The following is a 20,545-nucleotide window of genomic DNA, read 5'->3' on the forward strand; positions in this document are numbered from 1 at the left end:
GTTTTCAATGTCAAACTGCTGACTGGGCAGCAGAAGTTCTTAAGATTCCCGTTGCGCCTAAGACGTCCGGGAAGTAAGCCAGATGGTGAAGGCGATGATGACACCCAGGCCTGCAATCCAGACGAAGAGGCCTTCAGAGACGGGACCGAGGGCGCCTAGGTCAGCGCCACCGGGGGAGCCGTTGGCCTCGATCTGCTTCAGGAAGGTGACGACGTCGCGCTTGCCCTCAGGGGTGACGTTTGTGTCACTGAAGACGGGCATGTTCTGCGGTCCGGTGACCATCGCTTCGTAGATGTGCTTGCCGGAGACATCGGCAAGGGCGGGAGCGAACTTGCCACGGGTGAGTGCACCGCCGGCGGCTGCCGCGTTGTGGCACATCGCGCAGTTCACGCGGAAAAGTTCGCCACCAGCTGCCGCGTCACCCTTTTCGTCCAACAGGCCTTCTTCAGGAATTGCCGGGCCGGCTCCCAGGGAAGCAACATATCCTGAAAGCTGTCGCGTCTGTTCGTCGTTGAACTGTGCAGGCTTCTTTTGCGCCTGCGGACCGTTCATCTGCATGGGCATACGGCCGGTTCCGACCTGGAAGTCAACAGAAGCTGCACCAACACCCACCAGGGAGGGCCCATTTGCGGTCCCACTGGCACCCATGCCATGGCACGTGGCGCAGTTGGCGACGAACAGTTTACCGCCTTCCTCGACGTCGTTGGCGGTGTAGCCGCTGGTGGAAGCCTTGGCTTCGTTGACGGTGGTGGCAACGGCGTAGAGCCCGCCAGTGACGAGGAGTCCCATCAGTAGCAGCGCGATTACTGCGAGTGGGTGACGCCGCTTTTGCGAGAGAGCCTTCACGTGGTGGTTCCTTTATTCGATCGTGCGCCGGCTCCGTGAGCCGCTTCTTGAAATTCTGCCTCTTGTAGAAAAGGAATCAAAGCTTGACTACTTCAGTACGTAGATGACCAGGAAGAGGCCGATCCAGACAACGTCCACAAAGTGCCAGTAGTAAGACGTGACGATCGCGGAGGTTGCTTCGAAGTGGCCGAACTTCTTTGCTGCGAACGAGCGTCCGATGATGAAGAGGAAGGCTATGAGGCCGCCGATTACGTGCAGGCCGTGGAAGCCGGTGGTCATATAGAACGCTGAGCCGTAGGCGTTGGATGAGAGTGAAACGTGTTCGGAAACAAGCATCGCGTATTCAGTTGCCTGGCCGGCGACGAAGAACGCACCCATGATGAAGGTCAGCGTGAACCATTCGTTCATGCCCCAGCGGGTGAACTGGAACGGGCCGCCTGTTTTGCGAGGCTGCAGCCGTTCGGCGGCGAAGACGCCCATCTGGCAAGTAAAGGAACTGGCCACGAGGACGATCGTGTTGACTAGCGCAAAGGGGAAGTTGAGCTTTGCTGTCTCTTCCGCCCACATCTGACCGCTCGTGGAGCGCAGCGTGAAGTACATGGCGAAGAGACCGGCGAAGAACATCAACTCACTGGACAGCCAGACTACGGTTCCGACAGAAACCATATTGGGGCGGTTCAGCGTGGGGTGCGCCGGGGTACTGGGGGCATGGGTCGCAGATGTCACATAGACATTATGTCTATAAAAGTCCGTAGTTCCCAACGCGAACCGCCTTTTCGGGGGACTTTTTCTACAAAGACGCGAAATCACTGCGAAAAGTTCCCGGCGGTGTTCACATTGGTCAGGTCCGAGGTGGCTCGATAGCATCAGAAGGTGACTTCTCAGGCAACCGCGCCGGCGGACAGCAACACTTGGCCGCGGCTTATATCGGCTCTTATCAACGGTAGTGACCTCACAGCGGGCAACACCGCTTGGGCTATGGACAGAATCATGTCCGGGGAGGCCACCCCCGCGCAGATCGCCGGATTCCTGGTTGCCCTCAGCGCCAAGGGCGAAACCGTGGACGAAATCTCGGGTCTGGTGGACGCGATGCTGCGCCATGCAACACCCATCGATATCCCCGGTCAGAAGCTGGACATCGTTGGTACCGGCGGGGACCAGCTCAATACCGTCAACATTTCCACCATGTCCGCCCTCGTTGCTGCGGGCGCCGGAGCGAAGGTCGTCAAGCACGGCAACCGTGCAGCGTCTTCGTCCTCCGGCTCGGCTGACGTGCTTGAAGCGCTGGGGGTCAGGCTCGACCTCCCGGTGGCCCAGGTGGCACGCAACGCGGGGGAGGCTGGAATCACTTTCTGCTTCGCGCAGGTGTTCCACCCGTCTTTCCGTCACACCGCCGTACCCCGCAGGGAACTCGCCATCCCCACCGCCTTTAATTTCCTGGGCCCGCTGACCAACCCGGCCCTTGTTCAGGCCTCAGCTGTGGGAGTGGCGAATGCCCGTATGGCTCCGCTGGTTGCAGGCGTCCTGGCGAAGCGGGGCAGCCGCGGCCTGGTTTTCCGCGGCAACGACGGACTGGACGAACTGACTACTACGGGTCCCTCCACCGTCTGGGAAATCCGCGACGGCGCTGTCTCTGAGCTGAATTTTGAGCCGGCCGGGCTGGGCATCCGTCCCGCGACTGTGGAGGAACTCCGTGGCGGGGACGCACAGGCGAATGCCGCCGTCGTACGTGATGTCCTGGCCGGCAAGACCGGCGCAGCGCGGGATGCCGTGCTGCTGAACGCGGCCGCTGGGCTGGTGGCCTTTGATGAATCGTCCGAGGGCCCGTTCCTGGAGCGTATGCGTTCGGCGCTTGCCCGGGCCGCGGAGTCGATTGATAGCGGTGCTGCCGCTGCGGTCCTCGATAAGTGGGTTTCGCTAACGCGGCCTTGATATGGACAGGAAAGGATGCGGGCCCGGCTGTAAGGCCGGGCCCGCATCGTTTCCCGGGAAGTGATCCTACTGTTCGAAGCCGAGCGCGAATGCCGCGTCGAGATCGTGTTGCGAGTAGGCACGGAAGGCAATGTGTGTAGTGGTGTGAACCACCGCAGGCACCTTTGACAGCTTGTCGGCAATGACGTCAGCCAGGTCCTCGTGTTGGGCGACGCGGGCAACGGCGATGAGGTCCCATTCGCCTGTTACGGAATAGACCTCGCTGATGCCTGGGATCGCGGAAATTTCCTCGGCAGTTTCCGGGATGCGCGCGGCGTCGGTCTTGATCAGAACGAATGCGGTGATCACTGTTCAATCCTTCCGGATCTGTTGGCCGTAGCTGTGCCCGGCAAGACTTTTGGTGATGCCAGCCTATTACATGGGCGTGTCCATCAGGCGTGCCCCGGACGCGTGGCCGGCGGCGCCTTCACGACTTTCTAAGCCTGCGTACCAGTGCAAGAAGTGCCCGGTAGCCCACCAGGAACAAACCCAGGCTCAAGAGCGCAACAACCACGAAGGCCAGTACTACGCTCTGTCCCGTCAGAGCCCTCAGGATCATGCCGCCGGCCACGGCGCCAAGCCAGACCGCGACGCCGGTTGCCATGGACAGCGGACGCTGCCAGGCCCGCCCCGCAAACCAGGCGATGGCGGCCCCAGCCAGGAACGGCCATGCGGTCAGGAACACTCCGGTGACGACGTCGCCGCGCTGGTGGGCATCCCTGCCGATGGCCGCGAAAACGAGGATGAGGACGGCGTCGGACAGTGCCGCGGCGGTGATGGCGCGCCTGCCGCCGGTTAAGGATTGGTGCTGGGTCCAGGTCATGGCTTCGAGCCTAACCCGGCGACGGCGACGGCCCGGTTCTGATGCTTGCCGGGGTACGGGGGATTGCGGAAGATGGGTGGGACAACAGTGGTGCTTATCAAGCGGGAGGCACAGTGCGTCTGATCCAGGTGGCCCAGCAGGCACACGACCTCCAGCGGGCCGCGGAGTTCTATTCACAACTGCTGGGGGTGCAGCCCCGGCGGTCTACGACCCGCCGGGGCTGCTGTTTTTAGATCTGGACGGCGTCCGGCTCTTGCTGGAGCGCGGCGCGCCGTCGTCGGTCCTCTATTTGCAGGTGGAGGATGTCCGGACCAGCATCCGCGTCCTGCAGGGCAGGGGAGTGGAGGTAGTTGCGCTGCCGCAGGTGATCTTCCACCATGGCGACGCCACCCTGGGTCCGGCAGGAACCGATGAGTGGATGGCCTTCATGCGCGACTGGGAAGGGAACACGGTGGGGCTGGTCAGCCGGCATCCACCGGCCGTTGTGCCGGATGCGGCCCCGCACTAGGCTCTAGCCGGAAAGGAGCAACCATGCGAAAGATTTCCACATGCCTGTGGTTCGAGAACCAGGCCGAAGAGGCCGCCGAGTTCTATGCGTCAGTCTTCGGCGACTCCAGGATTCTGGACGTCTCGCGGTTCGGCGAGGGCGGTCCCGGTCAGGCCGGGCAGGTCATCACCGTTGAGTTTGAGATTGAAGGCCGAAAGTTCATGGCACTCAACGGGGGAGCGCCGGACAATTTCACGGAAGCCGTCTCCTTTGTGGTCGACTGTTCCGACCAGGCGGAAGTGGACCGCTACTGGTCGGCGCTGACAGACGGTGGGGCGGAGAGCCAGTGCGGGTGGTTGAAGGACCGTTTCGGCGTCTCCTGGCAGATCGTGCCGTCGGTCCTGGGCTCACTGATTGGCGGTCCGGATCCGGAGGGTGCCCAGCGGGCAATGCAGGCCATGCTCGGGATGCAGAAGCTTGATATCGCCGCACTTCAGACGGCTTATGACGGTTAGGAAGCTCTGGGCAGGTCCGGGCCTCCCCGGCAACGGGGTCGTTGCCGTAGCCTGAAACACAATTGCCGTCGTGGATCACCCCGGCCCCGGCGGCCTGACGTAGAAAGCCGGGGGAATGCTGAGAGAAGTCGGAGTGGCGAAGCACCGCGGTTCCCCCACCGGCAACGGTCACCTTCGAATATCACAACGACGAGGGCTAAACCGGGCTAGCCGAATCCCGTTCAGTTAACATCTCCGGATTGTGCATTCCGGGGGTGGTCCGGATGGGACCACTGGGCCTGGCCGAGCCATAGCCCGGATTCTAGCCATCCCGGCGGTCAGGATGCGTCACCTAAAGTGAGACGCGCCAGCCAATGGTTCAACTTGAGGCGTACCAGGCCAATGCTTCATCTATCTTGAGATCGCGTCACCTTAGGAGGCGGAACAGCTTTACATAATGTATATTATCGGCGTGATCTGAGAGCGGAGAGTGGCCTGCATTAAGCCGACGTTGTGCGGGCAACTCCGGGGCTTCCGTTGGATGTTGACGCACGTCAGGTCCGGCTGGTCGTCCTTGACCCAAACCCAAGATCCATGCCTCATGGAATGACACGCCAGTGATTGGCCTGTTCCGCGTCGAGCAAGGCACCGTTGAAGTCACCGGTCGGCGCATGCGCAGAAAAAATCTGCTGCTGCCGGCATGCTCACGGTTCTACTCGCCACCTCGGCGTATGGCGCCGTAACCGGCGTACCAACCTCATCCGCTCAGTCATCGGGGCTGGCCAACGCCGGCGTTGAAGCCAGCTCCAGCACCCAGCCCGACAAGCTGGCGGACAATTCGCCGGCCCCCGCTTTTGTGTCCGGAACACCGGCCGGCGGCACAGGAAACGGCTCCCCGGCCAGCCCGGCCATTGTCTAATCCCGTGTGCTCGCCAAGAATGAACCAATGACGGTCTACGTGCGTTCACTCGAAACTGCTGTTCCGCCCACCGTGCTGGTCCAGACCGAAGCCCGGGACGTTTTTGCAGCCCAGCCGGGCCTGACCAGGTTGGGCTCGCGGCTGGTGAGTACCTGCTTCGATTCAGCCGCCATCGATACGCGCCATACCGCCGTCGAAGAAATGACCATGGCGTTCCGTTCGGACGATCCGCAGTTCTTTGATCCATCTACGGGCCTGCTCCTGAACCCCACCACCAAGGTGCGCAACGAGTTCTTCGCACGGGAGGTCACCAAACTTTTCGTCGAGTCCGCCCGGGCTGCCGTGGGCGCCTGCCCGGATCTGTCCTTGCTTGACATAACCCACGTCATTACCGTCTCCTGCACAGGATTCTTCAACCCCGGTCCTGACTATAAGATCGTCCGTGCGTTGGGGCTGGACCCTGCCGTCCAGCGTTATCACCTCGGATTCATGGGCTGCTATGCCGCCTTTCCAGCACTGCGGGCCGCCAAGTCGTTCTGCGAAGCAGATCCGCAGGCCGTTGTCCTGGTGGTCTGTGCCGAGCTGTGCTCCCTGCACGTGCGGACCTCGAACGATCCCGACACCATCATGGGTTCGGCGCTGTTCGCCGACGGCGCGGCGGCAGCCATCGTTACGGCCCGGAACGATCCGGACGCACCTGCGCTGATGCAACTGGACCACTTCGAAACCGTCCTTACGCCGGTGGGCGAGGAATCCATGGCCTGGAACATCGGCGACCATGGCTTCGAAATGGTGCTGGGCAACTACGTCCCCCACATCATCGACGATCACATCATCGGCGCCCTGGCACCGCTGCTGACAAGGGATCCCTCGCTGCGTGGACTCCCCTACCGGGACATCCGCCATTGGGCCATCCACCCCGGCGGCCGGAGCATCCTTGACAAGGTCCAGACGCGCCTTGAACTCACCGACGAGCAACTCGTTCCGGCACGGGATACGTTGCGGGACTACGGCAACATGAGCAGCGCCACCGTGCTGTTTGTCCTCAGGCACATCCTGGAGCAGCCGCCGGTGGAGGGTGAGGAACGCATCTGCTCCATGGCGTTCGGCCCCGGACTCACGGTGGAGACCGGGCTCTTCACGAAACTCCGCCAGGCAGCCACCGGGAATCGGGCGGTGCAGCCAGAGGCGGCCTCGTCACTGGTCTGACCTGTGTCCCTGATGCGGCAAAGGGCTGCCGACGCAGTGGAAATGATGGATCTGCCGGACTGTGATCCCACCAAACTCGAGCTCACGTACCGGCAATTCGGACTGGTGAACCGGCTCTTCTCCGGCTGGCGGCAGCTGTACCGCCGCGAGCTTCGCCCTCTCCTCTCCCACGACACTGAAACCACGCTCCTCGACATAGGATGCGGCGGCGGGGACCTCGCACGCCAGCTCGCCCTCTGGTCCGCCCGGGACAAACTGCTGCTCGAGGTCACCGGCATTGACCCGGACGCCAGGGCATACAGCTACTCGTTACGCCGCCCCCACCACGTCTCAGTCCGGTTCCGCCAGGCGGACAGTGCCGACATGGTCCGCGAAGGCCGCCGGTTCGACGTCGTCATCTCGAACCACGTCATCCACCACCTCCAACCAGCGGACCTGGCTCAGCTCCTGGCAGATTCGCAAGCCCTGGGGCGCCGGATTTCCCTGCACAACGACCTCCGCCGGAACATCGCAGCCTACGCACTTTTCTCCCTGGCCGCCCTCCCCTTCCGCGGCTCGTTCATCCGAGCGGACGGCCTGACCTCGATCAGGCGCAGCTACACCCCTGCGGAACTCACCGCCGCCGCTCCCCCCGGCTGGCAGGTGGCGCGCCATTCCCCTTTCCATCAGGTCCTCATGCACGGTCCGGACCATCCCGATGGCTGACGTGGTGATCGTCGGCGGCGGACCCGTGGGTCTGTATCTCGCCGCCCTGCTGCTTCAGGAAGGCGTCGCGGTCCAGGTCCTTGAACAGCGTCTCCACCGGGAACACCACTCGCGGGCCATCGGCATCCATCCCCCGGCCCTCGCGGCGCTGGACAGGGCAGCGGTGGCCAGCGCCATGGTTGATGCCGGCGTGCAGATCCGCGGCGGCATTGCAGTCAGCGGCGCTAAGACCGTAGGGTCAATGTCTTTCGCGTCGGTCTCGGAGCGCTTCCCGTTTGTCCTGTCGCTCGCCCAGGTCACTACGGAATCCCTGCTGGAGCAGCGTGTACACGAACTCGACGGTGCGGCGCTCGTCAGGGGCGCCAGGGTGACGGGAATAGCGGACGACGGCGGACTGGTCACCGTCCGTGCTGCCGCCACCAAGACAGGCGGTGCCGGCACCCGGATCACCTCACGCCTTGTGGTCGCCGCCGACGGCTCGCGGTCCCTGATGCGCAGCCTGCTGGGCATCCCGGCCACGTCCCGAACCTATCCCGACCATTATGTGATGGGTGATTTCGAAGGTACCGGCAAAAACCTGAACGAAGCCGTCCTGTACCTCGAAGCCGAAGGGATAGTGGAATCCTTTCCGCTGCCGGGCGGACTCCGCCGCTGGGTAGTGAGGGTTCCCCGGCCCGAACCGGTCCCGGACGCCGTCGAACTCGCACGGATGGTCCACCACCGCACGGGGATCCGGCCGGACCCGGCCACCAACACCATGCTCAGTAGCTTCAGCCCGCGCTCCACGGTGGCGTGCCGATCAGTCTCGGGGCGGGCCGTCCTGATCGGTGATGCTGCCCATGAAATAAGCCCCATCGGCGGCCAGGGCATGAACCTTGGCTGGCTGGACGCGGCGGAACTCGCGCCGATCATCTGTGATGCCCTGGCGGGGAAACCGGTTGGCCAGCGCCTGCACGCCTATTCCGCCCGGCGTCGCAAGGCCGCCTCGGTAGCGCGATGGCAGTCCGAAGTGAATATGACGCTGGGGCGCCCGTTGGGGCGGCCGCTCCTGGCGTTGAGGAACCACGCAGTCAGCGCGGTGTCCGGCATTCCGGCGGCCAACAGGCTGGTGGCCCGCCGGTTCACCATGCAGTAACCCCCGCACCGGGTCAGGAATTCACGAAGTAGCAGTCGTAACTGTCCTGGCTGATGATCAGGCCGTCCCGGACTTCAAACACCGACGACGTCCGGGCGCGGATGGTCTCCCCGGCATCCCAGTACCGCAGGTCCATCAGCGTCCGCGCCGACCAGTCGGCCTCCACCACAACCCGACCGCCTTCGCAGATAGTGCGGCGGATCCCGAACTTCTGGTCCGCCACTACTTCGCCGCTTTGATCGAGGCCAGCCATCGCCTGGTCCCGCGTCCGCGTGGAGCCTTCAGCCGCGAGCAGATGCGGCGCCTCGACCAACACGATGTCCGCAGCGAGGAAACGGCCGATGGCCCCGCCGTCACCGCCGGCTTCCAGGGTCCGGATAAAGTCCAGGACAAGTTCCAGTGCGTTGGGTTCGGACGCAATCAGTTCAGCCATGGCATCGACATTAGCCGACGCGGCCGACGCCCTGCGGCGTCCGCCGCTAGGCTTTCCGCATGACCCCTGTATCACCGACTACTTCATTCACTCCTGCGCACCTGAGGGAACGGGTGCAGGAAATCCTGTCTGCGGGATCGCTGCCGCCCATCGTCCAGGCCGGGAATCCCGTACTCCGCCAGCGGGCCGCGTCCTTCGACGGCCAGATCAGCGCCGCCGAGCTGGACCAGTTGATTGCCCTCATGCGCGACGTGATGCACGAAGCCCCTGGTGTGGGGTTGGCCGCCCCGCAACTCGGAATCCCGCTGCAGCTGGCAGTCCTTGAGGACCAGTACGACGTCGACCCCGAGGCCGCTGCGCTGCGGCACCGCAGCCCGCTGGAGTTCCTCACCATCATCAACCCGCACTACACGGCCGTCGGAACGGAAAGCGCCGCGTTCTTCGAGGGGTGCCTCTCACTGACCGGCCTGCAGGCAGTGGTAGTACGGCCAGAGCGGGTGCTGCTCCGGTTCGATACCCCCGGAGGCCTGGCGTCGGAACGGGAATTCGAGGGCTGGCAGGCGAGAATTGTGCAGCACGAAACCGATCACCTCCATGGCACCCTCTACGTTGACCGCGCCGAGTTGAGGTCCTTGAGCTCCAACGCCGAGTACGCCGCCAACTGGGCCGAGCCGGGGATCGGAAAGGCCCGTGCGGCCCTGGGATTCCTGCCCGAGAACCCCTGACGCGCCTGCACGCCTCCGCGTCACTCCGGCGGTGCGTCTGCCGGATTTGCGTCGGTCGGGAGGAACCGGGCCCACCAGCGCAGGATGTGCTCGAATCTCTGACGCCGGTGCTGCGGCCTGCCTGACCGGGAAAGTTCATGGTCCTCGCCCGGGAACACCAGCAGCTGGGCTTCCACACCCCGCCGCTTCAGGGCCGTGAAATACCGCTGGCCCTGCTCCAGCGGACACCTGAGATCGTTTTCGCTGTGGATGACCAGCGTCGGGGTCTGCACGTTGCCCACGTGCTCGAACGGGCTTTGCGCGGCGACCTCCACCGTTGAGCTGCCGAGATACTCGTTGCCGAAGTACCAGCCAATGTCGGCCGAGCCCTCGAAACTGACCGGGTCCAGGAATCCGCGCTCCACAATGGCACCCTGGAACCTGTGGTGGTGCGCGATGGTCGAGGCGGTCAGGTATCCGCCGTACGAGCCGCCCATGATGCCCAGCCGGCCCGCGTCCAGCGCCGGAAATTTGGCCAGCGCCCCGTCCAGGAACGCGAGGACATCCTCCATGTCGTCGGTGCCAAGGCGGCCCTTGATGGCCAGCCCGTGCTCCCGGCCGTAGCCGGCGGAGCCGCGCGGATTGCACATCAGCACGGCATAGCCCGCAGCCGCGTACACCTGGGCTTCGTCGAACAGGGCAACGGTGAACTGGGCAAACGGCCCGCCATGGATGTTCAGCAGGACCGGGTGCGGACCCTTGCCCGCAGGCCTGACGAGCCAGCCATGGACGGGATAGCCATCGGGCGCCTCAAACGTCAGATCCTGTGGAACCACAATGTCCGTCTGTGTCCGCAGAACGGCCGAAAAGTCTGTCAGCAGCCGCAGCTGCCCGTCGTCGAGCACTCCGAGGTCCCCGTGAGTAGACGGATCGCTGAATACGACGAGCAGCGAACCACCCGCCCAGGCAGCGCCCGTCACCACCTTGTCGCCGTGCACCAGCAGGGCATGCCCGCCCGCCGCCCCCAGCTCAAGGAGCTCAACCGAGCCTTGCGCGTTGTTCAGGACCAGGGCGTGGTCCGGGCCGCGGAGCTCAATCCGGGCACCCGGCGCCGCAACGTCCATCAACTCTGGGTCGGTCAGCGCAATCGGCATGCCGCCGTCGGCCGCTACGCAGTACAGCACGGCGTTCCGTGCCACGAAGTCCCGGCCCGAGCCGCCCAGGTCCCGGGCAATGTAGAACAGCCATTTGCCGTCCCGGGACTGCCGGACTTCCGAGACGGTTTGAGGTGCGGCTACTCCCTTATCCACCGGGAGGGGGTCGCCGCCGGAGACCGGCACCCTGTAGATCAAGGTGGCCAAGTCGTCGTCGTTCTCCGGCGGTGCTGCCACAAAGTAGACGGCTGATCCGTCTGCACTGAAAAATCCGGAGCTGGCGTCCGTGGCGAGCGACGTCAGCTGCCGGGCTTCCGGCAGCGACGGAGCCGCAGGCGGCGCCAGCGGTTCGCCGCCGAGTTCCGGGACGTCCACGATGAACAGCTGCTGCGGCTTGTCGCGCGTGTAGCCAACGCTGTTCAGCCTGTACTGGTAGGAGGAGATCAGCCGTGGGGCCTCCGCCTCCGCGGTGATGGCTTCGCTGCTGCCGTACCGTCCGGTCTCGGGCTCGCGGGAGCTGAAAACTATCCGGTGCGAATCAGGAGACCAGGCGAAGGATTCCACTCCGAGCAGCCTGTCGGTAATGACCTGGGGTTCACCGCCGCCGGCCTCAACCACGACGAGCTGCGCTTTCGACGACGGTCCGCCCGTCCGGAGGAAGGCGAGGACCAGTCCATCAGGAGAGAAGGCAGGGCCGGTGTCCCGGAAGCCCCTGGTTATTCGTCGCGGCAGCTGCTCCTGGTTCAACGGGATGTTCCACAGCTGGCCCACGTAGGAGTCAGCAGTGAAATCCGGCCTGGTCACCGACACAACAGCGCGGCTGCCGTCCGGGTGAACGGCCGGCGCGGAGACGGAATTGAGCAGCGGGAGGTGTTCTGGCTTCACCCACGTGAGCCTAACGTGCGGCTTTCCCCCACGCGAACATGCGGCCGGACCACTCGCGCGGGCTCCGCGCCGGCCCGCTCCCCGCCCTAAGATGGTCCGTATGCCATCAAGCCCCCGCCCTCCGCTGCGCTGCCCCGTGTGCGGCGCCGCACTGGATGTCCGGGTCGGGCCGGGTGACGCGGCCCACAAGGCCTTGGTCTGCGGATCCGGGCACGGCTTCGACGCGGCGAAGCAGGGCTATTTCAACCTGCTGGTGGGCAAGGGGACAGTCTTTGAAGCCGACACCGCAGAGATGGTGGCGGCCCGGTTCGCTTTCCTCGACGGCGGGCATTACCGCCCCCTGGCAGACGCCGTCGCGGCCGCCGTCGTGCCCGGAATAACCCCGGGCGAACCATTCATGGTCCTCGATTCGGGTACGGGGACCGGCCACTATCTCAGGGTGGTGCTGGATGAGGTGCAGCGGCGCACGGCCAGCTACGCCGCCGTCGCGCTCGACATCTCCAAGTTCGCGCTCCGTCGCGCCGCGCGCCTCAACCCCGAGGCAATCAGCCTTGCCTGCGATGTGTGGCAGCCGCTCCCGGTGGCCGACGCCGCCGTCGACGCCATCACGGTGATCTTCGCTCCCCGCAACGCCGCCGAATTCGCCAGGGTCCTCCGCCCCGGCGGAAGGCTGGTGGTGGTGACGCCGCGCGCCGGACACCTGGCCGCCGTAGCCGCCCAGGCAGGGATGCTGTCCATCGAGGACGGCAAGGACGCGCGGCTGGCAGATTCCCTCTCGCCGCACTTCGCCGCCGAGTCCACCCGGGACCTGGATATCCTGATGATGCTGACGGCCAGCGAGCTGGCTGACCTGGCCTTCATGGGTCCGGCCGGGCACCACCTGGACCGCACGGCCATTGCCGCCAAAATCGGGAGCAGCGGGGTGTCGACCCAGGTGGAGGCACGATTCCGGATCACGGTCTTCCGTCCGGCACCGTCCGCACCGTAACGACGTGGCCACGTTCAACCGCTGCCCTTCACGCAACCTGCCGTCCTGCTTTCCGGCGGACTAGGATAGATAGACAGCTACCGAATGGTCAAGGGGGACGGAATGTTTGAATGGCTCGGCGAAAACTGGTGGGCCCTGTGGCTCACCGCCTTCCTCGCGTTCGCAGTGATCGAAATGATCACCCTTGACCTGTTCTTCATCATGCTCGGCGGCGGAACACTTGCCGCGCTCGTCGCAGATTTTGCCGGCGTTGACCTGTGGCTGCAGATTGTGGTGTTCTGCGTCGTCTCACTGCTGATGATCGCCTTTGTCCGCCCGGTGGCACTAAGCCACCTGAAAAAGGGACCCGCCGACCAGCGCACCAACATTGACCGGCTCATCGGCGAGCAGGCCCTGGTGATGGAAGCAGTCAGCTCCACCGGCGGCCTCGTCAAGATCGGGGGCGATGTCTGGAGCGCCCGGTCCTCCGGCGGCGTCCTGCCTGCCGGACAGAAGGCAGTGGTCTCCGCCATCGACGGGGCCACGGCTGTTGTTTCCGCCCAGCCGGAGCAGGCCACTCAGTCCTAAGTACAGCCTAACAATTGGGGAATAGGAGTCGTATGGATAACGCAGGAGGAGCCGCCCTGGCCATTGTGCTGGTGGTCCTGATCGTGTTCGTGATCATTGTCTTGGTCCGCTCAGTGCGGATTATCCCGCAGGCGAGGGCCGGCGTCGTTGAACGGCTCGGCAAGTACCAGCGGACCCTTAACCCGGGACTCACCATCCTGATCCCGTTTGTGGACCGGCTCCTGCCGCTCCTGGACCTGAGGGAGCAGGTGGTGTCCTTTCCACCGCAGCCGGTCATCACCGAAGACAACCTGGTGGTGTCCATCGACACTGTGGTGTACTTCCAGGTCACTGATCCGCGCGCAGCCACCTATGAGATTGCCAATTACATCCAGGCAGTGGAGCAGCTCACCACTACCACCCTGCGTAACGTTGTGGGCGGCCTGAACCTGGAAGAGGCGCTCACATCCCGCGACCAGATCAACGGCCAGCTGCGCGGTGTCTTGGACGAGGCAACCGGCCGCTGGGGCATCCGGGTCTCGCGCGTGGAGCTCAAGGCCATTGACCCGCCCCACTCGATCCAGGACTCCATGGAGAAGCAGATGCGGGCCGAGCGAGACCGCCGCGCTGCGATCCTCACGGCCGAAGGCACCAAGCAGTCTGCCATCCTGACGGCCGAGGGCCAGCGGCAAGCATCGATCCTTGCGGCTGAGGGCGACGCCAAGGCGGCCATCCTCCGCGCAGACGGTGAGGCACAGGCCATCCAGAAGGTCTTTGACGCCATCCACAAGGGCAACCCCGACCAGAAGCTCCTGGCCTACCAGTACCTGCAGACGCTTCCGAAAATCGCAGAGGGATCATCAAACAAGCTGTGGATCATTCCCAGCGAAATTGGCGAGGCACTTAAGGGCATCGGCCAGGCGCTCGGCGGTACCAATCCTGATCCGACCGCCAGCGGCGGCGGGCTGTTCGACGAGGAACCCGCTAAACAGCCTGGGTCCTGACACGGATTTGCCCCATACGGGGCGGGAGGGGATTTGCGCTTGGTTGCGGGTCCCCTCCCGTTTTGCGGCTAGGCCCCACGCCGGTATAATTGAGTATTTGTCCGGTCGGACCAGATCCGCTGGAACAAGAAAGCTTCGCAATGCGTTGAATCTTATGATGCAGCACAGTGCACAGAGTAGTCCGGGGCGGTTATGCCGTTCCGGCTTGCGTGGAGTCCTGCTCCGCGAACCGACCAGAGGGAGAAAACATGAGCGATCGCAGCCTGCGGGGTATGCGTCTTGGCGCGCAGAGCATGGAGACCGAGTCCGGCGTTGAGCCGGCTCCGCGCCAGCGCGTCGAATACCGGTGCGAGGACGGCGAGCAGGTCTTCGTGACGTTCTCTTCAGAGGCTGAAATTCCTCCTGTGTGGGTCTCCAAGACCGGCAAGGAAGCGCTCCTCGTTGATGGCGAACGTCCGGACACCAGCAACGAAAAGGCTGTCCGTACGCACTGGGACATGCTTCTCGAGCGCCGTTCCCTTCCGGAGCTGGAGCAGATCCTCGAGGACCGGCTGACCATCCTGCGCGAACGCCGTGGCGAACGGCGCAGCGCCTGACCCCAGCGGCGGTCACGGCCTCCCACCGAGGTCATAGCGTCACCGATTGACGCGATCTGAACGATTAAGAAAGGGCCGGGCCGGCAACGTGATCACGTTGCCGGCCCGGCCCTTATCTTTTGTCCTAACGGCGTTGCAGGTCAGCCCTGTGCCGGATCCTTCTTGCCTGTGAGCTTGTTCCAGCGTGCCTGCAGGCCCCACCTGGTGACGTTGACCATGGCCTCAACAACAATGTTGCCGCTCATCTTTGACGCTCCGAGCTCGCGCTCCACGAACGTAATGGGGCGTTCCTCGATCCTGAGGCCCAGCTTGGCTACACGCCACGCCAAGTCAACCTGGAAGCCGTAGCCGACTGAATCGACAAGGTCGAGGTTCAGTTTTTCCAGCGTGGTCCGCCGGAAGGCGCGGTAGCCGCCGGTGACGTCCTTGATCTTCAGGCCCAGCATCAGCCGGGCGTACGTGCTGCCAGTGCGTGAAATCGCCTGCCGGTACAGCGGCCAGTTGACCACGCTGCCACCGGGAACCCAGCGGGATCCCATGGCAAGGTCCGCGCCCTGTTCAACGGCTTCCAGCAGCTGGGGAAGCTGTTCGGGCTGGTGTGAGCCGTCCGCATCCATTTCCACCAGGACGTCGTAGCCTGCCTCGAGTCCCCATTTGAACCCGGCAATGTAGGCGGCTCCCAGGCCAGCCTTGCCTTTGCGGTGCAGGACGTGAACCTGTGCATCCTCGGCGGCAAAGCCGTCCGCAAGCTGACCGGTGCCGTCCGGGCTGTTGTCGTCCACCACCAGTACGTCCGAGGCCGGTACGGCTGCGCGGAGGCGTTGAAGAGTCTTGGGCAGCGATTCCAGCTCGTTGTAAGTAGGAATGATGGTGAGGACGCGCACAAAGGGCCTTCCTGGACGGGAGCAGTCGGAGCGGCTGAACCGTAGCGGAGTAGCTGGCGGTCAGGCGCAACTACCTATTATAGGGCGCTTTATGGGGGCGCTGGCCGGTGTGTCCGGTCAGGAGCGCAGTGCCGGACTCGAATGCAGCTCCACGCCGTCCTTCACGGTCTGCAGGCACACCGGGTCCACGCCGTTATCAAGTGCCGGGAGAAGGGGCGTGCGGGCACGCGGATCCGTGCTCCAGGACTGGACGCGGCCGTCCGCCACCTGGACCATGAGCTCCTCAGCATCCCAAACAGCGAAACTGGCTGGTGCGCCGGGAACCAGTTGCCCGGCCATCGGGTTGTGGTGCTTTGCTGCCCGCCACCCCGCGCGGGTGTGGCCGAGGAACGCTGCGCGGGCCGAGATCCGTTCAGCGTGGTTGTGGTGTTCCAGGCAGGCACGCACGCTGGACCACGGGCGCAGCGGTGTCACCGGGCTGTCGCTGCCGAAGCAGATGGGAACACCGGCAGCATAGAACGAGGCAAACGGGTTCATGGAGCGGCTCCGGCTCCCCAGGCGCTGCTCATACATGCCGCCTTCGTTCCCCCAGTCAGCGTCGAAGCGTGGCTGGGCGCTGACGGTGACGGAGTAGCGGGCCAGCTGTTGCACTGATTTGGGGTCTGCGACTTCCACATGTTCGAAGCGGTGGCCGGCTGCACGGATCCGTTGTTCTCCCACTTCGGCGGCCGCGAGTTCCAGTGCCTCCAGCGCGGCATCAAGTCCCGCGTCGCCGATGACGTGGAAGCCGCCCTGGATGCCCAGCAGCGAGCAGGCCGCCAGGTGGGCGCCGGCCTGCTCTGCCGAGAGGTAGAGGCTGCCCCGCTCCCCCGCCGCGTCGCTGTAGCCGGCCCTCAGTGCCGCTGTCCTGGAGCCGAGGGAACCGTCAATGTTCAGGTCGCCTGCCAGGCCGCGCACGGATACGCCCAGTTCGTCCAGCAGTGCCCGGGCCTGCTCCTCGGAGGTGGCCAGTTCGCCCCAGTACGGCAGGATTTCCGGCATGGCCTCTCCGGCCGCCGTGTTCCACGCGGCGGCAAGGCGGAGGTCGGAAACTCCGCCGATATGCGGCGCGGCCATCTCCGCCAGTGCCACATAACCGTTTTCGGCCGCTTCGGTCAGGGCGCGCCGCTGGTAGGCCAAGAGGCTGGCCTCCGGGAGCCGCCGTGCTTCCTGGCGGGCCGCTGTATGGGCGGCCTGCTTCACTTGTGGACCCGCGCTGTAGCCGTCCAGCCCGCCAAGCCCGGCGGCGGCAGCCAAGGAGGAAGAGACCAACGCCGAATGCGCATCCACCCTGGCCAGGAACACGGGCCTGCCGCCGGCGGCCTGCTCAAGCTCCTCGGGCGCCGGCAGGGCCGGGTCCTCCCACGTGGATTCATCCCAGCCATGACCCAGCAGGGGGCCGTCGCCTTTGGCTGCGGCCACGGCATCGAGTAATTGCCGGGCGGAACGGATCCCGCCCAGCTGGAGGGAACCCAGTGCGATGCCGGTTTCCGTGAGGTGGACGTGGGAGTCAACAAACCCCGGCGCTACGAGGGCTCCATGGAGGTCGATGATCTCCATGGAACTGTCGGCGATGGAGGATGCCGCCTGCTCGGAGCCGACCCAGGCAACGGTGTCGCCGTCAACGAGCATGGCGGTGGCAAAGGGGTCTGCTGCTGTGTAGACCGAGCCGTTGCGGTACAGGACCACCTTCCGCTCGTGCGGCGCGGGCGTGGTGGAACGTTCAGTGGTCATGCGGGCGAAGCTCCTGGGGCTAGGGGGAAGAAGGCAGGCTGCCGGTGCATCAGAGCCGGGACATCAAAGTACGGAAGAGTAGGCCACGACGCCGCGGCGGATGAGTGATATTGCTTCTGCGCAAAGCCTGGAGACGCGCGGATCCAGGCCGGGAATCTTGGCGAGCTGGTCCAGGAGGTCGATGACCTGTTTGACCCAACGGACGAAGTCGCCCGCCGCCAGGTCCGTGCCGTTAAGCACTTCCTGGAGGTGGCGTCCCTTGGCCCATTTGTACATCGGCCAGACAAGACCGAGTTCCGGTTCGGCAGTCAGCGGAAGTTTGTTCGCCTCTTCCACGTCCTCCAGGGCCGACCATTCCCGGACCACCACATCCACGGACGATTCAAGCGAGACGCTGGGCATCCGGGGGCGGAGGCCCCTGTCCTCGCGTTTGGCCTGGTAGACCAGGACGCTGGCCAGGGCCGCTACTTCGACGGCGTCCAGGTCGTTGAGCGCGCCCAGCCGCAGTGCTTGCGAAATCAGCAGGTCCTTCTCGCCGTAGATCCGGCGGAGCCGATGGCCGTCCGGGCTGATGGCCAGGCGCCCGTCAGCTCCCGCTTCCAGGTAGCCGTAGGCGGAAAGGACATCGCAGACGCGATCGAAGGTCTTGGCAATGGTGTTGGTCCGGCCCTGGATCTGCCGGACCAGGGCATCCGTCTCCCGGCGCAGCTTCCACCAACGCTCTGACCAGCGCGCGTGGTCTTCACGCTCGCTGCAGCCGTGGCAGGGGTGGGCCCGGAGCGCCCGGCGAAGCTCCGTGATGCGTTTCTCCTGATGGGGCAAAACGGACCCCATGCCAAAATCGGTGCTGCGGCCGGGGGCAGGCGGGCGGTTCTCGCGCAGTGCATTCCTGGCCGACGATGCGAGGTCACGCCGGGATTTCGGGACCTTTGCGTTGAACGACTTCGGAATGCGGATCCGTGTCAGGGGCGCGATGGGGCCCTCAAGGTCCTCGGTGCCGATTCGCCTGAGCTGGTTGTCGAGCGTCAGGATGGCAGGCCGCGGCTCCCTGCCGCTGTGGTCCGAGCTGAGCACAATCGCCGGTCCGGGCGCCCGCCCGCCCGGGACGTCCACCACGTCGCCGGGCATCAGCCGCGCCAGGGAGTCTTCATTCAGCGACTTATGAGCCCGGGACTTGCTGCGGGAGGTGACATTCTCGGCGTCGGACAGTTCACGGCGCAACCGGGCATACTCGGTGAAGTCTCCGAGGTGGCAGGTCATGGATTTTGCGTATCCCGCGAGGGACTCTTCGCGGCTGCGCACCTGCTTGGCAAGTCCGACAACGGACCGGTCAGCCTGGAACTGCGCGAAGGAGGATTCAAGGATTTCCCGCGCACGTGCGCGGCCAAACTGCGCCAACAGGTTGATGCTCATGTTGTACGTCGGCCGGAAGCTTGAGTTCAGCGGATACGTACGCCGCGAGGCGAGGCCGGCAACAGCAGCAGGGTCCGTGCCCGGCTGCCACAGGACAACGGCATGGCCTTCGATGTCGATGCCGCGGCGGCCCGCGCGGCCGGTCAGCTGAGTGTACTCCCCCGCGGTGATGTCCACGTGGGCTTCGCCATTGAACTTGTCGAGCTTCTCCAGGACCACGGAGCGGGCCGGCATGTTGACGCCCAGGGCCAGCGTTTCGGTGGCGAACACAGCCTTGACCAGGCCCTCGACGAATAGCTTCTCCACTACTTCCTTGAAGGTGGGAAGCATGCCGGCATGGTGGGCCGCGAAACCACGCAGCAGGCCATCCCGCCACGTCCAGAAGCCGAGGACGTCCAGATCCTCTGACGGGATGTCCTGCCCGGCCTCGTCAACGCGCTGCGCAATGATCTGCTGCTCCTTCTCCGTGGTCAGCCAGAGTCCGGACGAGACACATTGGGCAACGGCGGCATCGCAGCCTGCCCGCGAGAAGATAAACGTGATGGCGGGCAGCAGGTCCTGCCGGTCCAGGCTGGCAATCACTTGGGGACGGCTGGCCTTCCGGACGGCGCCGGGCTGGGCTCCCTGCCGGGGGCGGTCCTCTGTCCGTTGCCGGTGCTGCCGGCGCTGGCTCCGTCCGCCGTGGCCGAAGCGTCCGGCGAAACTTTGCTGGCCTTCGCTGCGGGCCATTTTGAGCAGGTCCGGATTGACCTCGAACCCCGGCCCGTCCGCGTCCTTGGTGGCCGCGGTGAGCCGCTCCTGGACCGGTAGTGGAGCTCCGGTCTCCGCATCCGCGGGCGGCGCGATTTCGTCGAAGGTGGTTTCTCCGGCGAACAGGTCCACGATGTCCCGGCCCACCATAACGTGCTGCCACAGGGGAACCGGGCGGTGCTCGGAGACAATGATGTCGGTGTCGCCGCGCACGGTATCCAGCCAGGCACCGAATTCTTCTGCGTTGGAAACCGTGGCGCTGAGGGAGGCTACCTGGACTTCGCTGGGGAGGTGGATGATGACTTCCTCCCAGACGGCACCACGGAAGCGGTCCGCGAGGTAGTGGACTTCGTCCATGACCACAAAGCCGAGGTCATCCAGGGTGTCCGAGTCCGCGTAGAGCATGTTCCGGAGGACTTCCGTGGTCATGACCACCACGGGGGCGTCGCCATTGATGCTGGTGTCGCCGGTAAGTAGACCGACGTTTTCCGCCCCGTACTTTTCGGAGAGTTCCGTAAATTTTTGGTTGCTCAGAGCCTTGATCGGGGTGGTGTAGAAGGCCTTGAGGTTTCGTTGCAAAGCGAGATAGGTGGCAAATTCGCCCACGATGGTTTTACCGGCACCAGTGGGGGCAGCCACCAGCACTCCCTTGCCGTCCTGGAGGGACCGGCAGGCGAGGCGCTGGAATTCGTCAAGTTCAAAATCAAGGGTGCGGACAAACCCGCCGAGGTAGGTGCCCGCTTCGGCCGTGCGTTCCGCGCTGGCCCGGTAGCTTTCAGAGGGCGAGAGTGGCCCGGAAATAGAGGACATGCCTCAAGCCTAGTGC

General features: G+C 64.7%; 21 protein-coding genes. 12 read left to right on the forward strand and 9 right to left on the reverse strand.

Annotation, left to right across the window (positions count from 1 at the left end):
* Nucleotides 1-57: 57 nt before the first annotated feature.
* A complete protein-coding gene (gene qcrC, locus ACX80M_RS02280; RefSeq protein ID WP_252598850.1) occupies nt 58-846 on the reverse strand; it encodes a cytochrome bc1 complex diheme cytochrome c subunit in 789 nt (262 codons plus the stop codon).
* A gap of 87 nt (nt 847-933) precedes the next feature.
* Nucleotides 934-1,572, reverse strand: a complete 639-nt coding sequence (ctaE, locus tag ACX80M_RS02285; RefSeq protein WP_445260432.1) for an aa3-type cytochrome oxidase subunit III — start codon at nt 1,570-1,572, stop codon at nt 934-936.
* Between the two features lie 147 nt (nt 1,573-1,719).
* Here ctaE and trpD point away from each other — a divergent pair, with 147 nt between their 5' ends.
* Entirely contained in the window at nt 1,720-2,778 is a 1,059-nt protein-coding gene (gene trpD, locus ACX80M_RS02290) for an anthranilate phosphoribosyltransferase (RefSeq protein WP_252598848.1), read from the forward strand.
* A 66-nt stretch (nt 2,779-2,844) separates the two neighbouring features.
* On the opposite strand, the gene ACX80M_RS02295 is transcribed toward trpD, so the two are convergent.
* Both ACX80M_RS02295 and ACX80M_RS02300 read right to left on the reverse strand, forming a co-directional pair.
* Entirely contained in the window at nt 2,845-3,126 is a 282-nt protein-coding gene (locus ACX80M_RS02295) for an Lrp/AsnC family transcriptional regulator (protein WP_252598847.1), read from the reverse strand.
* Nucleotides 3,127-3,244: 118 nt separating this feature from the next.
* Nucleotides 3,245-3,640, reverse strand: a complete 396-nt coding sequence (locus ACX80M_RS02300) for a DUF3054 domain-containing protein (protein ID WP_459308621.1) — start codon at nt 3,638-3,640, stop codon at nt 3,245-3,247.
* A 253-nt stretch (nt 3,641-3,893) separates the two neighbouring features.
* Here ACX80M_RS02300 and ACX80M_RS02305 point away from each other — a divergent pair, with 253 nt between their 5' ends.
* The 6 genes from ACX80M_RS02305 (at nt 3,894) to ACX80M_RS02330 (ending at nt 8,589) form a co-directional block, all read left to right on the forward strand.
* A complete protein-coding gene (locus ACX80M_RS02305) occupies nt 3,894-4,148 on the forward strand; it encodes a VOC family protein (RefSeq protein ID WP_374209940.1) in 255 nt (84 codons plus the stop codon).
* Nucleotides 4,149-4,171: 23 nt separating this feature from the next.
* Nucleotides 4,172-4,642, forward strand: a complete 471-nt coding sequence (locus ACX80M_RS02310; protein WP_252607969.1) for a VOC family protein — start codon at nt 4,172-4,174, stop codon at nt 4,640-4,642.
* A 679-nt stretch (nt 4,643-5,321) separates the two neighbouring features.
* Entirely contained in the window at nt 5,322-5,540 is a 219-nt protein-coding gene (locus ACX80M_RS02315; RefSeq protein WP_252598840.1) for a hypothetical protein, read from the forward strand.
* Nucleotides 5,541-5,567: 27 nt separating this feature from the next.
* A complete protein-coding gene (locus ACX80M_RS02320; protein ID WP_252598839.1) occupies nt 5,568-6,749 on the forward strand; it encodes a type III polyketide synthase in 1,182 nt (393 codons plus the stop codon).
* Nucleotides 6,750-6,794: 45 nt separating this feature from the next.
* The gene (locus ACX80M_RS02325; RefSeq protein ID WP_252598928.1) at nt 6,795-7,454 is read left to right on the forward strand and encodes a class I SAM-dependent methyltransferase; all 660 of its coding nucleotides are present in this window, start codon (nt 6,795-6,797) and stop codon (nt 7,452-7,454) included.
* The gene (locus ACX80M_RS02330) at nt 7,447-8,589 is read left to right on the forward strand and encodes an FAD-dependent oxidoreductase (RefSeq protein ID WP_252598838.1); all 1,143 of its coding nucleotides are present in this window, start codon (nt 7,447-7,449) and stop codon (nt 8,587-8,589) included. Before ACX80M_RS02325 ends, ACX80M_RS02330 begins: the two co-directional genes overlap by 8 nt.
* Nucleotides 8,590-8,602: 13 nt before the next feature.
* On the opposite strand, the gene ACX80M_RS02335 is transcribed toward ACX80M_RS02330, so the two are convergent.
* Nucleotides 8,603-9,022, reverse strand: a complete 420-nt coding sequence (locus ACX80M_RS02335; protein ID WP_459308625.1) for a nuclear transport factor 2 family protein — start codon at nt 9,020-9,022, stop codon at nt 8,603-8,605.
* A 59-nt stretch (nt 9,023-9,081) separates the two neighbouring features.
* On the opposite strand from ACX80M_RS02335, the gene ACX80M_RS02340 reads away from it, so the two are divergent.
* Nucleotides 9,082-9,747 carry a peptide deformylase gene (locus tag ACX80M_RS02340; protein WP_252598836.1) on the forward strand — a complete coding sequence of 222 codons (666 nt, stop codon included), beginning with the start codon at nt 9,082-9,084 and terminating at the stop codon, nt 9,745-9,747.
* A gap of 20 nt (nt 9,748-9,767) precedes the next feature.
* On the opposite strand, the gene ACX80M_RS02345 is transcribed toward ACX80M_RS02340, so the two are convergent.
* Nucleotides 9,768-11,765 (reverse strand): S9 family peptidase, encoded by a 1,998-nt coding sequence (locus ACX80M_RS02345; protein ID WP_459308627.1) that lies wholly within the window; start codon nt 11,763-11,765, stop codon nt 9,768-9,770.
* A 100-nt stretch (nt 11,766-11,865) separates the two neighbouring features.
* Here ACX80M_RS02345 and ACX80M_RS02350 point away from each other — a divergent pair, with 100 nt between their 5' ends.
* The 4 genes from ACX80M_RS02350 to ACX80M_RS02365 all read left to right on the forward strand — a co-directional run bounded on the left by ACX80M_RS02350 (nt 11,866) and on the right by ACX80M_RS02365 (nt 14,899).
* Nucleotides 11,866-12,753, forward strand: coding sequence for a methyltransferase domain-containing protein (locus ACX80M_RS02350; protein ID WP_252598834.1), 888 nt, complete (start codon nt 11,866-11,868; stop codon nt 12,751-12,753).
* Between the two features lie 102 nt (nt 12,754-12,855).
* Nucleotides 12,856-13,320 (forward strand): NfeD family protein, encoded by a 465-nt coding sequence (locus ACX80M_RS02355; protein WP_459308630.1) that lies wholly within the window; start codon nt 12,856-12,858, stop codon nt 13,318-13,320.
* A 32-nt stretch (nt 13,321-13,352) separates the two neighbouring features.
* Nucleotides 13,353-14,303, forward strand: a complete 951-nt coding sequence (locus ACX80M_RS02360) for an SPFH domain-containing protein (protein WP_252598833.1) — start codon at nt 13,353-13,355, stop codon at nt 14,301-14,303.
* Between the two features lie 248 nt (nt 14,304-14,551).
* Nucleotides 14,552-14,899: an RNA polymerase-binding protein RbpA gene (locus tag ACX80M_RS02365; RefSeq protein WP_003802221.1), complete on the forward strand. Its 348-nt coding sequence runs from the start codon at nt 14,552-14,554 to the stop codon at nt 14,897-14,899.
* 140 nt (nt 14,900-15,039) lie between these two features.
* On the opposite strand, the gene ACX80M_RS02370 is transcribed toward ACX80M_RS02365, so the two are convergent.
* From ACX80M_RS02370 to ACX80M_RS02380, 3 genes are all read right to left on the reverse strand, one after another.
* Nucleotides 15,040-15,783, reverse strand: a complete 744-nt coding sequence (locus ACX80M_RS02370; protein ID WP_104061495.1) for a polyprenol monophosphomannose synthase — start codon at nt 15,781-15,783, stop codon at nt 15,040-15,042.
* 117 nt (nt 15,784-15,900) lie between these two features.
* Nucleotides 15,901-17,556, reverse strand: a complete 1,656-nt coding sequence (locus ACX80M_RS02375; protein ID WP_252598832.1) for an amidohydrolase — start codon at nt 17,554-17,556, stop codon at nt 15,901-15,903.
* Nucleotides 17,557-17,619: 63 nt separating this feature from the next.
* Nucleotides 17,620-20,529 (reverse strand): DEAD/DEAH box helicase, encoded by a 2,910-nt coding sequence (locus ACX80M_RS02380; RefSeq protein ID WP_459308634.1) that lies wholly within the window; start codon nt 20,527-20,529, stop codon nt 17,620-17,622.
* Between the last annotated feature and the right edge of the window lie 16 nt (nt 20,530-20,545).

The sequence above is a fragment of the Pseudarthrobacter sp. MDT1-22 genome (genome assembly GCF_054511035.1).

Coding starts and splice junctions, on each gene's coding strand:
- ACX80M_RS02300 (WP_459308621.1), bottom strand. CDS start 3,640: ATGACCTGGACCCAGCACCAATCCTTAACCGGCGGCAGGCGCGCCATC.
- ACX80M_RS02310 (WP_252607969.1), top strand. CDS start 4,172: ATGCGAAAGATTTCCACATGCCTGTGGTTCGAGAACCAGGCCGAAGAG.
- ACX80M_RS02315 (WP_252598840.1), top strand. CDS start 5,322: ATGCTCACGGTTCTACTCGCCACCTCGGCGTATGGCGCCGTAACCGGC.
- ACX80M_RS02320 (WP_252598839.1), top strand. CDS start 5,568: ATGACGGTCTACGTGCGTTCACTCGAAACTGCTGTTCCGCCCACCGTG.
- ACX80M_RS02325 (WP_252598928.1), top strand. CDS start 6,795: ATGGATCTGCCGGACTGTGATCCCACCAAACTCGAGCTCACGTACCGG.
- ACX80M_RS02330 (WP_252598838.1), top strand. CDS start 7,447: ATGGCTGACGTGGTGATCGTCGGCGGCGGACCCGTGGGTCTGTATCTC.
- ACX80M_RS02335 (WP_459308625.1), bottom strand. CDS start 9,022: ATGGCTGAACTGATTGCGTCCGAACCCAACGCACTGGAACTTGTCCTG.
- ACX80M_RS02340 (WP_252598836.1), top strand. CDS start 9,082: ATGACCCCTGTATCACCGACTACTTCATTCACTCCTGCGCACCTGAGG.
- ACX80M_RS02350 (WP_252598834.1), top strand. CDS start 11,866: ATGCCATCAAGCCCCCGCCCTCCGCTGCGCTGCCCCGTGTGCGGCGCC.
- ACX80M_RS02355 (WP_459308630.1), top strand. CDS start 12,856: ATGTTTGAATGGCTCGGCGAAAACTGGTGGGCCCTGTGGCTCACCGCC.
- ACX80M_RS02360 (WP_252598833.1), top strand. CDS start 13,353: ATGGATAACGCAGGAGGAGCCGCCCTGGCCATTGTGCTGGTGGTCCTG.
- ACX80M_RS02365 (WP_003802221.1), top strand. CDS start 14,552: ATGAGCGATCGCAGCCTGCGGGGTATGCGTCTTGGCGCGCAGAGCATG.
- ACX80M_RS02375 (WP_252598832.1), bottom strand. CDS start 17,556: ATGACCACTGAACGTTCCACCACGCCCGCGCCGCACGAGCGGAAGGTG.
- ACX80M_RS02380 (WP_459308634.1), bottom strand. CDS start 20,529: ATGTCCTCTATTTCCGGGCCACTCTCGCCCTCTGAAAGCTACCGGGCC.